The 13,862-nt window shown below is 37.6% G+C and carries 13 protein-coding genes and 1 other RNA gene; 1 reads left to right on the forward strand and 13 read right to left on the reverse strand.

Going from position 1 to position 13,862, the window contains the following annotated elements; genetic code table 11:
* Nucleotides 1-171: 171 nt before the first annotated feature.
* From VS868_RS03205 to VS868_RS03215, 3 genes are all read right to left on the reverse strand, one after another.
* Nucleotides 172-1,704: an IS1182 family transposase gene (locus VS868_RS03205; protein ID WP_345596777.1), complete on the reverse strand. Its 1,533-nt coding sequence runs from the start codon at nt 1,702-1,704 to the stop codon at nt 172-174.
* A gap of 82 nt (nt 1,705-1,786) precedes the next feature.
* A complete protein-coding gene (locus VS868_RS03210) occupies nt 1,787-2,620 on the reverse strand; it encodes an endonuclease/exonuclease/phosphatase family protein (RefSeq protein WP_345599161.1) in 834 nt (277 codons plus the stop codon).
* Nucleotides 2,617-3,834 carry an NAD(P)-dependent oxidoreductase gene (locus tag VS868_RS03215; protein ID WP_345599162.1) on the reverse strand — a complete coding sequence of 406 codons (1,218 nt, stop codon included), beginning with the start codon at nt 3,832-3,834 and terminating at the stop codon, nt 2,617-2,619. The genes VS868_RS03210 and VS868_RS03215 overlap by 4 nt, the downstream gene beginning before the upstream one ends.
* Nucleotides 3,835-4,202: 368 nt before the next feature.
* Here VS868_RS03215 and ssrA point away from each other — a divergent pair.
* Nucleotides 4,203-4,602: a transfer-messenger RNA gene (gene ssrA, locus VS868_RS03220) on the forward strand.
* A 497-nt stretch (nt 4,603-5,099) separates the two neighbouring features.
* On the opposite strand, the gene VS868_RS03225 is transcribed toward ssrA, so the two are convergent.
* From VS868_RS03225 to VS868_RS03270, 10 genes are all read right to left on the reverse strand, one after another.
* Nucleotides 5,100-5,348 carry a hypothetical protein gene (locus tag VS868_RS03225; RefSeq protein WP_345599163.1) on the reverse strand — a complete coding sequence of 83 codons (249 nt, stop codon included), beginning with the start codon at nt 5,346-5,348 and terminating at the stop codon, nt 5,100-5,102.
* Nucleotides 5,341-5,640, reverse strand: a complete 300-nt coding sequence (locus VS868_RS03230; RefSeq protein ID WP_345599164.1) for a hypothetical protein — start codon at nt 5,638-5,640, stop codon at nt 5,341-5,343. Before VS868_RS03230 ends, VS868_RS03225 begins: the two co-directional genes overlap by 8 nt.
* A 14-nt stretch (nt 5,641-5,654) precedes the next feature.
* A complete protein-coding gene (locus VS868_RS03235) occupies nt 5,655-7,046 on the reverse strand; it encodes a DUF6371 domain-containing protein (RefSeq protein ID WP_345599165.1) in 1,392 nt (463 codons plus the stop codon).
* Between the two features lie 103 nt (nt 7,047-7,149).
* On the reverse strand, nt 7,150-8,556 hold the full coding sequence (locus VS868_RS03240) for a DUF3987 domain-containing protein (protein WP_345599166.1): 1,407 nt from the start codon (nt 8,554-8,556) through the stop codon (nt 7,150-7,152).
* Between the two features lie 3 nt (nt 8,557-8,559).
* The gene (locus tag VS868_RS03245) at nt 8,560-8,871 is read right to left on the reverse strand and encodes a hypothetical protein (protein WP_345599167.1); all 312 of its coding nucleotides are present in this window, start codon (nt 8,869-8,871) and stop codon (nt 8,560-8,562) included.
* A gap of 4 nt (nt 8,872-8,875) precedes the next feature.
* Nucleotides 8,876-9,157 carry a helix-turn-helix domain-containing protein gene (locus VS868_RS03250; RefSeq protein WP_345599168.1) on the reverse strand — a complete coding sequence of 94 codons (282 nt, stop codon included), beginning with the start codon at nt 9,155-9,157 and terminating at the stop codon, nt 8,876-8,878.
* Between the two features lie 98 nt (nt 9,158-9,255).
* Complete coding sequence (locus VS868_RS03255) at nt 9,256-9,975, reverse strand: hypothetical protein (RefSeq protein WP_345599169.1); 720 nt, start codon at nt 9,973-9,975, stop codon at nt 9,256-9,258.
* 10 nt (nt 9,976-9,985) lie between these two features.
* On the reverse strand, nt 9,986-11,248 hold the full coding sequence (locus VS868_RS03260; protein WP_345599170.1) for a tyrosine-type recombinase/integrase: 1,263 nt from the start codon (nt 11,246-11,248) through the stop codon (nt 9,986-9,988).
* Between the two features lie 717 nt (nt 11,249-11,965).
* Nucleotides 11,966-13,006, reverse strand: coding sequence for an XRE family transcriptional regulator (locus tag VS868_RS03265; protein WP_345599171.1), 1,041 nt, complete (start codon nt 13,004-13,006; stop codon nt 11,966-11,968).
* Nucleotides 13,007-13,016: 10 nt separating this feature from the next.
* Nucleotides 13,017-13,643: a hypothetical protein gene (locus tag VS868_RS03270; RefSeq protein ID WP_345599172.1), complete on the reverse strand. Its 627-nt coding sequence runs from the start codon at nt 13,641-13,643 to the stop codon at nt 13,017-13,019.
* Nucleotides 13,644-13,862 lie beyond the last annotated feature (219 nt).

A 13,862-nucleotide genomic window follows, 5' to 3' on the forward strand; every position in this document is an offset into this window, starting at 1 on the left:
CATTTTTGAAGCTTCTTCTGAAGCTATTTCAGAAATGAACATCACACAAACAAAAGAGGTCGTCTAAAAAGTAATTTTTAGGTGGCCTTTTTTCATGATAAGATTTTCAAGGAGGGTTTTTCCTTTTTCACGTTGTAGTGAGCATTGAAAAAGTTGGTTATATAGCCCCCTCTAGACTATATTGAACTTCTTTAAATTGTGTGCCATCGCTATTAACCCTATTTCGGTGGTTACTTTCTCCATACCCCGGAGCATAAACCGTTTGAAGCCCATATTTTGTTTAATATTTCCGAAGACGGCCTCTACATCCCAACACCTGCGCTTACGATGAGCTATTCCTTCGTCGCTAAGCAGTAGTTTTTTTGCTTTCTCTTTCAGGCGGATCAGGTTGTGGTTGCGTTCAATGATCCTGTTTCCCTTGGCTTTATAACAGCTACCCCGCAAAGGACATCCCTGACAGTTCTGGGCCTGGTAGCGGGGGATTTGCTGAATAAAACCATTTTTGGTTTTCCCTTCGTAGGTATGAGTTTTTCTCATCGCCTGCCCCATGGGACAGTAATAAGTATCTGTTTCTGGATTGTAAAAGAAGTTGTCGGGATGAAACGGGTTTTCCCTGTACTTTTTATCCCGCTGCTCTTTATGGAAGTAATTGTATTTTACAAAAGCAGTAATGTTCTTGTCTTCTAAGTCTGTATAGTTTTCTTCGCTACCATAGCCCGCATCAGCGGTAAGTGTTTCAGGAGTTTGACCGTAGGATTCGATATGATCTTTAAGGTGCTCTTTTAAAGTAGTAGTATCAGCAGTAGTTTGAGCAAGGGTGTAGTTGGTGATAAACTGGTTGTTGGTAGAGGCTTGTAAATTATATCCCGGCTTTAACTGTCCGTTTTGCATATAATCATCCTTCATGCGCATAAAGGTGGCATCGGGATCTGTTTTACTGTAGCTGTTTCTCTTCCCCAGGATAGCTTCCTGTTCAGTGTACTTCTCCAGGTTTTTCGGCCAGTTTTTTTTGGCATAGTTTAGCTTTTGTCTGACCTTTTTATCTACCTCTTTATCCTGCAAAGCCTGATTGATAGTATCAATGGTCTGTGCTACTTTTTCAGGATCGATCTCTTCAAAGTCGGGCTGGTTAGGAAGCATCTGTTCTTCCGCATAAACCTTCTCAACATAGGCCCAGAGTTCCTTGAGCTGTTTCTTAATTCGCTCTTTACTGGTCTTGATGGATTTGCCCCATACAAAGGTATGGCGATTGGCATTGGCCTCTATTTTGGTGCCATCTACGTAGAGTTCTTTGAGAGATAGCACTCCCTGTTCAGCCAGTAATACAACTACCTGATTGAAGATGTTTTTAAACTTACCCTTTAATCTTTTGCCTCTGAAATCATTGATGGTGTTATGATCTGGCTTGCTTTGTCCGCTAAGCCACATAAAATGAACATTCTCCTGTAGTGCCTGTTCAATTTTTCTTGAGGAATAAATGTTTCTCAGGTAAGAATAGATCACCACCTTTAGAAGCATCCGTGGATGATAGCTGGAGGTGCCTCCTCCTTTATAGCTCTTCGCAAGAGCGCTAATATCTAAATGATCTACAATGGTATTGACAATCCGGACAGGGTGATTTTTCGGAACCAGATCATCATAGCTTGGGGGAATAAGACTTAGTTGGTTCTGATGATAAGTCTTAAAAACTACTTTTCTGCTCATACTTTAAAAATAAGCAGCTCCACCTTTTTATACAAAAAAAGACTGCCTTTTCAGACAGCCTCTTTTTATTTATACCGGATATTTATTTTAATTTCAATTCTACCATTACCGGAAGGTGATCTGAAAAATAACGTAAATCCTTTGAATCACTCAATACGGCATATTTCTTCACCTGCACTTCACCGTCGGTAAAAATATAATCTATTCGCGTGGTGACGGGTTCATGGAATTTATACGCATTAAAAGTACCTTCGGGTCCAAAAGTGTGATCTGCGACTTTTTTAGAATCTTTATAATGAGAAGCCAGGTAATTTACTTCTTCGGTGTCAGGTTCCAAATTGAGGTCTCCCATTAATACTACCGGCAACTTCTCTTTATTTAATTCTGAAATCTTGTTATGGATTAAGCGAACGCTCTGCCGTCTTGCCTCTTTCCCTACGTGATCAAAATGTGTATTAAAAACCCAGAATTCTTTTCCTGAATTCTTCAGTCTGAACTTCCCATAGGTACACACCCTTGGATATGCGGCATCCCAACCTTTTCCGGGAGTTTCGGGCGTTGAAGAAAGCCAGAAGGTTCCCTCTTTCAGAAGTTCAAGATCATCAGTTTTAAAGAATATGGCACTAAATTCCCCTTTTTGAGCCCCATCGTCACGTCCCTTTCCGAAGAATTTGTATTGGTTATCGAGCTCCTTTTTTAAAAATTCGAGCTGCCCCTGCAACGCTTCCTGGACTCCAAAGATATGCGGCTCATAAAACCTGAGTTGGGCCGCCAGATCATCTTTTCGGTTTGACCAGCTGTTCTCTCCATCATTCTCATTGGTATACTTAATATTATAGCTCATCACCTGTAGCTGTGCTTCTACGGGAATTGCCGTAAATAGCAAGATCATTAAGCTCATGGTGTATTTTTTCATATTTCTGATTCTTCTCTTTTTACGTAATCTTTGAGGTAACTAAACCGTGGAGTCAAACTGCCATTTTTGGTCATTTGCGCCCGTTGTAAAATTCCGTCTTTATCACCGTTAAAAAAAGCGGGGAGTACATTTTCCAGGAACATTTGCCCAAAACCTTCACTGGCATCCCGTGGCAATTCACACGGCAAATTATCTACAGCCATCACCAGGATCGCATCTTCATCCTTAAAATCAACCTCTTTTTCTTCCTGTTTATTATAACCGTAAAATGGTTCGACGATGGTAGAAGGACGAATAGTGCTGGGAATGGGACCGTCAATATCACAGGAGATGTCCGCAATATATTTAATTCTGAAATCTGGGGATTTTGCATCTTCAGCAGTAAAAAAGATCGGGGCACCTTCCCCGTAGAAGTGCCCGGCTATTAGAAAATCTGCCGCATTAGCAAACTTTTTGAAATTACTTTCATAAAGTTCTGGGTGGTTGTAAAATTCCCTGTTACTGCCCTGGGCTCCATCTTTACGCCTGTTATAGTCCAGCACGTCAACCTGGCAGTAAACGGGATGGGTATATTCGGAATTGAGGAATTCCTCTACACCCACCTTTGGTATTTTTAAATGTTCGAGGATCTCCTTAGCTCCCTCCCCCACTTTCCCACTGCCTGTAAGCACAATTTTAAGGGGCGGGATAGAAATTTTGTCAAGTTCATCCTGAATAATTTTGAGGTTTGGCAGACTTTCAGCTTTAGGGAGTTCAAAAATGCCATTTTTGAGACCTATGCCTCTAAATCCATTGTAAGCTCCTACAATCCCTGCATATCTTCCGAAGCCAATGAGCCGGCCGCCAGTTTCATTTATAATAACTTCATGGTCATAAAGTTCTATATTCTTTTTAAGAATTTCCCGCAATAAATCCCGGTTGTAGGGCTGCTTTTTAATGGTGTGAGAGAAGAAAAAGTATTTTTTATCGGGGATTAAATAAGGTAGTGGCACCTCTTTAACCCCCAGCATGATATCACAGTCAGAAATATCTTCAGTTACTTCAAAACCTGCCTGCCTGTACTCCTCATCTGTAAAGATCCTGATGTCTGAACTTTCTATCTTGAACTGGATATCAGGAAATTGCTTCACAGCTTCCCTGAGTTCTTCAGGAGAAAATACCACACGACGATCTGGGGGAGTTTTTCGCTCTTTTATAAGGGCAAATTTTATCATACTGAAATAGCTTTTTAAAATGTTTGGATTTTCTCAAAGATAGGAATTATTAGGAGTGGGAAAAAGATAATAGAAAGCTGCGCTGCAAGAGGCAGGAATGAATCATTTAACAGGCCATAAGAGTAAACTATATAAGAAACATCTGGCATTACTAATAGGCAAAAACAATAAATAGTCTTGTATCTCCACATTCCTCTTCCACTTATTTTGACAATAAACCCCCGAAAGATTTGAAAGGAAACAGAAACAAGAGCGAATCATGTTATTTGTAATCTAAAATGTCTATTTTTGTTACTCTTATGCTCAACCTACGACTAATAGGTTTGGCATGAAATATGCAATATTACTGCAGAAGTTCTTTACATAATGGGGTCGACTTGGTTTTGACAGCGAGTCTAATTGAGTTGTAAGCACGTCGAGCGCTGGGAAATAGCTCGTAAATCTCATTTTTCACACTTTTTAAACGGCGAGAATAACTACGCCTTGGCAGCATAATCTGAATCATAGTAGGATTACTCTAGTCCCTACAAGGTAGGGAGCCAAGATGTCTCGTGAGGGCCTTGATTTACGGCACTCACACCAGAGGCACCGACAAAGTAAATATAGAGACTGCAGGACCTTGATGCAGTTTTGAAACTTAATTGAGGATAAGTGTGCAGTTGGTGGTTTTCGGCCGGCTGTACATCGAAAAATAAGCGAAAACTAAACGTGTAGAAAGCTTCTGAATTGCTTGTTTGGACGAGGGTTCGAACCCCTCCGACTCCACTATTAAAAGCCGTAATTCCTTTATTAATAAGGGTTTGCGGCTTTTTTGTTTTCTAATTTGTACGGTTTCTGTACGGTAACTGAAAATTAACTTCAGATCAGGTAAGGAAAATTTAATTTATCTTTGTTGAAATTAGCATTTAGCCGTGCTAATAATTTGAACAGAAAAAGGGCGTTCCGTTGAGGTTCGCCCTTTTTTATGGTTTCGGAAAACTCGTCCTTACCAACTCCCTAACTCTCGTCCAAACAGATTAACCTAACCCTTTTTTGCGTTCGAGAAACAATAGGTTCTAACGTGTAACAGATACTCGAATATTTCGCGCGTGCGTAATGACTTCGGAAAAATCTTAATGTATCCTTAAGGTTCTTTTAAGTCGTTCAGTTCGTTAGATTTTCTTTACATACAGGTTGTAAACAAGTTTAATAGTCAAGTTTTGACAGGTTCTAAAGTTAAGTTTTACTAAGTTCTAACGCGCGAACAGATACCAATGAAGTTTATTTTAATCCTGTTCAGGCGGCTTTTTTACGTCTAAATCTAAACCTAAAAATATTCCCCTTTCCTTAGTGTTCTTGAATTGTTCCCAGTACTCCTTAAATTCCTGAATTAATATTTCAGGTGGTTTTGTTTCATCTGCAAAGAGAATAAAGGCTTCTTTTAATATGTGGCAAATTTCTTTGCTGTTCAGCTTTTCGGTTTCCATAAACTGTATTAACTCTTCGCCTGTGGAAATTTTGAATTTTCTATTCATCTGCTTCAGGATTAATGCCGTTACCTAAATTGATAACAATAGGTTGAAAATCTTTTTCTTCAGCTTTTAGTTCCGTTGATCTTAAAGTGGGTAATACAAACTTTGCCAAATCTAAAAGGGCTTTAATACGTTGTTCAGGTGCTAACTGTTCCAGGTCTTCTTGTATCTTATCAAAATTAGCTTCTAACAAGTCTTTAAAACGCTCCCTTGTTTCTTCGGTTGTTCTGTTCTTTTTCCCGGCTCTTGTTGATCTTTTCCCGGCTTCTTTTGCTGTTTCACTTGTAAAACTCATAATGTTAGTTTGTGTTAGTTTAACGTGGTTCTTAATTGTTGTAATCGGTTCAGGTAAGGTATAAACCTATTGTTCCCGTTGTGGCTTTTAATTGTTTGAAGGTGGCTTTTAAGGAATTGAGAAACGTTAGTTATTACCGTGCATTGATTAAGCCGTACTGGTTCGGGTGGTAACCTCATCTTTTCAAAATACCTTTCCAATTCTGAAATATCGGTTTGCCAGTCTTCAGGCTCTTTTTTTATGGTTTCCGAAAATTCAAAATCTTCTGTTTCCTTTTTAGGCTGTCTAATTTGTCTAACTTCGGTAACAGATTCTTTAATTTCGGGTACTGGTTCGGGTGGTTTTTGTTTAGGTTTCCTTTTTCTAAAGTTCTGCCAGTCCTGCTTAATTAAATAGTCTGCAATATCGTTCCCCTCTTTTTTATCTGCTTCAGGTGCTAACTGTTCCAGTAGATCAGAAAAAATAAAACGCGTTCCCGGTAACCTGCTTTCTATTCCTGTGGCTTTCTGCTTCCATTCTTTAAAGGTTTGCCCGTCTTTTGATAAGTCAGGAAAGGTTAAAACTGTTCTGCCTTTTAATACCTTTAGTTTATCAAATTTGAAACTGCTCTTGTTGTAAACCGCTAACCAAATAAGGTCTTCAGGTTGTTCAGGAAATCCAAAATACAACGTACCGTAAAAAGCCGTTTTAGGGGCTTCTACTAACGCAATAGGGTTTAACGGGTACTTACTTAACAAATGTTCCCCAAATAGGCAGGAAACTTTTAATTCATTCTTATTATACGCTTGTAACCAGTTCGGCAAAGGTTCATTTCTTTTACTGTGGTGCTTATCAATAATAGAGTGTAAAAAGTCCGTTCCTGTGGTGTGGTTGCTTTTATTGAATTGTTTTACCTGTACTGCTCTAATATTGCCTTTAAGATCAATAAAAGGAAAGGTAACCGCGCCTTTTCTGTAACCTGCTTTAATAGTGCCTATCTTGTAAAGTTCAACGGCTCTAGTAACATCTGAAACCTCAAAAGAATAAGGAACGTTATTAAATAGGTTCTGAATAAAAACGTTCTGTTCGTACCTGTCAGGCTCTAACGTCTGTTTAAGTACCTCAACAGGAATAAAGGCAGGTTTAGACCTTAAAGGTTTTTTGATAGTCACTACGCGCGCGTATTGGTCGGGTTTCCAGTTCCCGTTAAACGTTCCCTGTTCCTGTTCTTTTATCATTTGAGAATAGCCGTTTTTATACGGGTTCAGGTGGTAACCGCATTTACTTTCACGGTCGCAACGTCCGTACTGGTTCGGCAAATATTCCCCTGTTTCGGTATCGACATAATGAACAAAACGTTTTTTACTACATTCCGGGCAAAAGTCTTTTTTACTCCCTTTCTCTAAAGTGTATCGGTGCTGTTCCATTTTTTTAGAAATTACCTGTGGCATTTGGCACAAGCGGCATTTGTGGCATTAATAAACGTTAGTTTGTGCCGTTAGTGCCGTTAGTGCCTTGTGCCAATAGAGGTTAAAACCTTTTTTCGTATTCCCCTCTTTTGTGGTTATTGAATAATTCCCGGTTTGCTAAAAGGCGTTTATACGTCCTTTCTGCTATTCCGAAATCATTTGCTAACTCTAACCCTTCGCTTGTGGTAAACTCTTCAGGTAAGGCGTTGTAAAGGTTCTTTTTGTCGCCCGGCAACTTATCAACGGGGCTTGTATTGGTTAAGATCGTGTGTACTTTTAGGGCTGAATTTTTAAAGTACTCAACAAGTTTTAACGCTCCCTTTACGGCTTCAACGGTAACCGCTTGTTTGTTGCTTTCTCCACAAGCGTAACGCAATAATTCAAGGTTTAAAGCCAGTCGCAAAGCGTATTGTTCAAACTTTGCATAAATTCCGCTCAAGGCTTCATTATCTGCTTTGTTGCTCAAGTCTGTTACTGTCTTTTGCCATTCAAATAATAATTGTTTGGCTTCAGGTGTAAACTTTAGAACGGTGGGTTTAGGGTTCAGGTTCTCATCTTGTTCAAGGTCTAAATCCAACAGGTTATTTATAACAGCGTTCCAATTTTGAATTATTACTTCATCTAACTGGTTTTCGCTCCAATACTCCTTTTTAAGATCGTCAGGAATAACAAATAAAATCCTGTCAAGAAACCCGTTTTCGGTTCTGTCTTTTGCCAGTTCGTTTAATACGCCCGGTTGTATTGTTCCTGCAACAGAAATAAAGGGTTCAGGTATGTAAATAGGCTCGCTTGTTTTCCTGTTAATCCTTAAAGGTTTTCCGCTCCATACGCTTAACCAAAATTGCTCTTCGCTCCCTTTGTTGTATCGGTTGAAGTTCTTAAACCAGCTCGCAAGTTCATCTGCATAAACTCCAATACCTCTTTTATTGAATTTATGAACGTCTGTAAGTGCTTCAGGTGTAAAGTCTGTTATTAGGTGTTGTTCCCAAATAGGCTGTACTGGTTCGTCATAACCTTGCGCCTCCCTTTCCTTTTTATTTAGACTGCTAACAAGATCGTATTCCTGTTTTAGTTCCTGGTAACCTTTAAAACGCTGTTTGTCGCGCTCTTCAATAGGCTTTAAAGCAAAGGTTAAAGGGTGGCTTTTATTTGTTCCTGCTCTTCCAACAATTGAAAGGTATAAAACGGCTGTTTGCTCAAATACTCCATTATGTATTTTGTGAGTGTTACCGACTGCAACAGAAACAGCGTAAAGCATTGACGCGCCAATAAAGTCAGTAGGATAATTTAAACTTCGGTTTGTTGCTGTTATAATTTCCTGTACTGCTTTAGGGAAAACCTCAACCGGGAAAGGGTTTTTCTTTATTTCCTTTTCAACGGCTGTAACCCTCTTTAAATTTTCAACGTGGTTAATAAGGCTTTCGGGTTCAAGATCAGAAAAAACGGGGTTTAATTTTCTTGCCTCCATAGTCTAAAAAAGTTTTAATTGGTTCGACTGTGGAAACAAATCCGGGTTTGCCGTTAGTTCCTGTACTTTAGGATAACCAGTAATTGAACAGCGTCTAATTTTTCTTACTGCAATTTTGTTTTCTGCCTTTAACCTGTCAATGAAATAACAGATATTTGAGCGCATTACGCCTGTTTCTCTGTCTGCTTCTAACATAGTCATAGGTTTGGCTTTAAAAGCCTCGTAAACAAGTTCTAATTGTGTTTTATTTTGCCTATCTTTAACACGTTTTCCGAACGTATTATTAAGGCTGTGGGTTCTTGCTGTTAACTCCATAGCCTTATTTTTTTAGTTCGGTTAAACTTCCTAAAATTTCGCTTCGCTTGTAGTACCTTTTACCTGCTATTGAATAGGCAGTAACGCGCCCTTTATTAGTCCAATGCCAAAGGGTTGTTTCGTGAATTTGCAGCAGGTTTGCGGCTTGTTCCCGTGTTAGCAGGTCATCTTGCGCCTCTTTGTTGTGAAGATCCTTTTTAAACGCTTCTAATTGCGTTTTTACGCCCTCTGTAATTAGTTCCGCTAACTGTTCAGGCGAAGTTTGAAGAAATTGAATTGTACTCATTATTACAGTGTTTAAATGTTACACTGCAAATGAGGTCAAGAAGTTAACTGTAAGGCAAGAGGTAAAAAATGTGTGCGAAGTGTTTTTCTTGTGTTTTTCTACTTTTTCAAGTGATTTGAATATTTTTCCTCGTGTTCCTCCAACATAATTTTATGTTTTTCATAGTTATTACTTCTATCCTTATTGGTCGGAAATAGCTTGTAATGCTCATTTAAAAAACTAAAATATTCGTCTTTTGTAGCGTGTACTAAACAAAGGGTATCCCTGTTTTTATACTCTTTATCCTTTAAATAAAAGAAAATATCCATTAACCTCTTGTCTGTTTGCTTCGGTAAATAATACTCATCAAAAAGGTATTTAAATAGCTCATAAGCTCCAATTGTCCATAAATTGGGGTCATGTTTCGGGTGGTTCTCTTCATTTTCAATTTCTCCTTTTAATTGATTTTGATTTGAAGAAATATCTTTTTTTACATTCTCTCTATTCAGTCCGGGAAGTAAATAAATTGGCAATTCTAATTGCTTTTTAATTGCCTTAATTTTCCAACCAAAGACCTCCTGTTCTTTTTCCGGATACCTCATTACTGCTTTATCCATTTCTTCAAGATAACGGTCGTAAACCTCCCCTAATTCGTTTTTTCGTTTAGGGTGGTTAATGTAATTGTCGTTTATTTCTAACAGAACAGGAAAAACTTTGTAATCCCTTATTTGGTAAATCAATTCTTTAGGCTCTCCAATGCCTTTAATATTCTTCCAAAAGGCTCTTAAATTTGCTGTTTGAGCAAAATACACTAAACCTGCTATTTGTGTAAATTCCATTTGTTTATTTTTATTCAAAGTAATTAAAGGCGTCAAGAGCTAAATCTTTGTTGCTTTTCTTAATGTAGTTGAGAAACATTTTTTCGCTCCCGTGCCCCGTTATGTTTATTAGATAGGTTGTAGGTACTTTGCCGTAAAAGTTAGTCGCAAATGAACGCCTGCCAATGTGAGAAGATACTAATTCCCATTTTTGAAAAGTGTCTTCAATATCCCGGTAATCGTTTTTAGTTGGTTTAACGCCTTTTGGTGCTATTGAAACGCGCCTTTTGCCCTTAACCTCATCTTTGATCTTTGCCTCTTCGCAAACTTCTTTTATGTAATCGTTATAACGTTGATCGGAAATAGGGCGTGGAAACTTGCCGTTCCTTTTTGCTAAAATTTCCCTTACCTCCTTAACAACAGGAATAGACATTTCTTTTTTGGTCTTCTTTTGTCTAAACTCTAATAAAGGTTTGCCGTTTTCGGTTCTTATCATTTCAGGTTTAAACCTCATAAAATCGGAAACCCTTTGCCCGGTGTAACAGCTAATTAAAAGCCAGTCGCGCGCATTGTCTAAATAATCGTGTTTAAGATCAGCTTTTTTAACCTTTTCCAGTTCCTCAAGGGTTAAGTAAATGTGGTTCGCCTCTTCGCGCTGTAAAGTTATACCGTCAAGTTGGTGGTGTGTTTTTACTCCTAAATACCGGGCGTGGAAACAGATCGTTTTTATTAGTACAAATTCCCGGTGTTGTGTATTTTGAGAATAGGCATTTTTATTACTAAAATCTACATACGCTTTTTTAAAGTCTTCATTTATTTCATTGATTAAGATAAGCTTTCCCAGTTCCTTTTGTAACCGTAACATTTTGTTTTTGGTAACCTTTACTTTTTTCCTGTTTGCTTCGGTTATTTCATTTTTACGGTACTCTAAATAGTAATCAATGTAACTAACAAGATCAGTTGGAATTTTTTTAGTCTGTGGTGGGTTGTAATAATTCTCTATTGTGGTTTTTAACCAGTCTTTAGTAACCTTTCCCGGTTGAGTAGAATTAAAGGCTTTTAAAATGTGGTTTTCTAACGCTGCTAACTTGTTGTTTACTTCAGTTTGCAGGTTCTTAACTTCAATATCTTTTAAACGCTGTTTGCTGTGGTGGTTGTTCCAGTAATCCCGTGTAACATCTAATTTGGTTTTGCCTCCAATAGCAAAATCTTTGTCATTGTGGCGAAATAGTAAACGTAAGTTTAAAGGTGCTTTTTCCCGTGTAGATCGGTAAAGAAAATTAACAGTAGCCATACTTGTAATAATTTGAACAATACAAATCTATTAAATTTGTACGGTAGTTGTACGGTAAACTGCAATTATTTGCAAAGGATTAAAAACTTTAATAAAAAGTTAATTACCTTTAAACCCTTATAAATACTGAATTTATAAATAACTTTACAGGAAATTAGGGCGTTTAGAAAAGATGAGGTTTTGCGTCTTAGTGTTGCCTCCGACTCCACTAAATAGCCCCGAAACAGTAATGTTTACGGGGCTTCTTTTTTAGAATTAACAATTTCGTTGACATTCTTTAATATATAGAAGTCTTACAATTACCCGCAACACTAAACTATATCATATGGGTTTAAATGCATACAATGCCGGCACTACTTTCGAAAAACTACTGCGGAAAGTTTATCCCTCTAATCAGGCTCGAACATAACAGAGCCTAATGCGGAACGCAGTTTCCATGGAGCAAGGGGAAGGGCAATCATAATTTCTAGGATCTACTAAAAACAATGTCTAGAAGCAAAAGAACAACTCGAGAAAACAATCATCAAATTAACGGAAACAGCCCCGGATAGTAACGAGGCTGCTTATTTTGATTCTTACTTGATGGTTATCAAGGTCTGCAAATCCACAACATGTTTAATTGAAGTAGTTAAAGACGCTTTACAAAGCGCAAACAGAATTGACCATAGTGAAGAATTAAGATAAAAACATTTCTAAAGATCCGCAAAAGATTCAATCCTAAGCTATTTTTAATTCGGTCTTCAGGTTGAGATAATATTTTTTAAATTCCTCTTGTCTTAAATTAAGCATTTCTGCCAATTCATTATCCGAGTACTCCAGTTCATCAATATGAAGACGAATCATACTCGGCAACAAATCTGGCTTTTCAATAGGAATAAAAATTGGTTCATTTTTCCTATAACCTTTAATACTCATCTTCTTGAACAAATAATGATATTGACTTTTAGAAAGCACCCCAAGATGTTTATAAGCCTTGACAATTAAAGATTGCATGGAAACGAGCCAGTATCTTTTTAAATCGGCCAATTTCTCAAGACTTAAATTATTTAAATATGGTTTTATTTCCGCGCCTGGAACCAAGAACTCACTTGCAAAAAGATGAGCCTCTTCTTCAATATCTCGGTCCTCTGCAACTTTTTGTCCGAAATGCATAATCAAGTGCCCTAATTCATGAGCAAGATTGAAGCGGTATCTATCCCCTTTTAAACTCCTATGTACAAATATCAACGGCAAACCTTCATCTGAAAAAGCGCTGAATGCATCTATAGGTCCTAAATCTATAGGAATGACTATTACCCCCTTATTTTCAATTAGATTCGTAATATTTGGAATTCTTCCTTTGGGCAACTTCCAAAATTCCCGAAGAAATTGGGCACAAAGATCTGGCTCACCATCTTTTATACAGTCCCATCTTGGTAATTCAGCTGCTGGAAGATCTAGAGCCTCCATCATTTTTTCAATATTCCATTCCACTATAGTCATTATGGATTGGTACTTTACGACTTCCTTTTGTGGCAAAGAAAGCTTGCGTCTGTAATGCCCCTTCACTAAATGAACTTCCTTTTTCTGATAAAAAAATTCTTTAGGATATTGAAGAGCATTAGACAGACCTTCAATTAGAGCCTCGTCTACAGAAAGAAACTCATTTTCAATTTTAGAATAAGTTCCTTGCTTTATTTGTAACATAGAGGCCAAATCTTTTTGACTGAACCCCCTTGCTTGGCGAGCCAGCTTAATTATCTCTCTATTGATTTCCACTTATTTAAGTTTAATTTGTTCCTGTTTCCTTTTTCTTTTTAAGCCCCTCCTTAAGAGTTAGCTTGTCCCCTTTCACCTCGAAAAGATCAGTATCAGCATTTGTCTGAAAATCAAAATTAGACTGTTCATAAGAATAATTCCCTGCCTCATCATACCACTCAAGAATGTCTCCATTCCAGCAGGCGAGATAAATACCATCCAAATCTGTCCAGGTTGCATTAGGTATATAACCCGCAAAAAGAAAAGTTGGAGTTTCCGGAAAACCTTCTATTTGATGTTGATTCATAAATTTTTTATGCTGTTTAGTTTTCAAAGAGGATACTTTGTAATCCTTGTCCATTTTCTTGAACCGAAGAAACAAATCATCATTTAAAACTATCCCGAATACTTTATTAAAGGTACCGATCGTAACAGTAGGATTCGTAGAAAAAGAATTTGTTATTTTACCTTTAATTAAATCGTGAATAATACAAGCCTTGGTTCTTTTTTGAAATTCAACAAAGCCCGCTTTTTCATCAAAAACATTTTTGAAGGTGATAAAATCGGCAAAGCTATTTCTAATGCAGTCAACAACTTCTTCATAGATCGGAGCTATAAGTTCTTTGGATTGTTCTAATGTGTGAAATTTTCGTTCCATTTTTCGGGGGAATTTTATTTCTCCAAATAAAATGCTTCTTCTAATAATAAAAAAATATTATTCCAACTTTTTATTAAAAAATATTCCTGACAATAATTAAGTAAATCGTGCGCATTGCAGAAATGAACCTCTATGTGCCCCAAATACTACCAGAACTAATACTGCTTTGTTTGACGGAGATTATTAAGACTCGCAATCTCTCCCTCTGAATTTCAGAAA

Origin of the sequence: Salinimicrobium sp. 3283s (genome assembly GCF_039602225.1) — a bacterium.
GTDB lineage: Bacteria > Bacteroidota > Bacteroidia > Flavobacteriales > Flavobacteriaceae > Salinimicrobium > Salinimicrobium profundisediminis.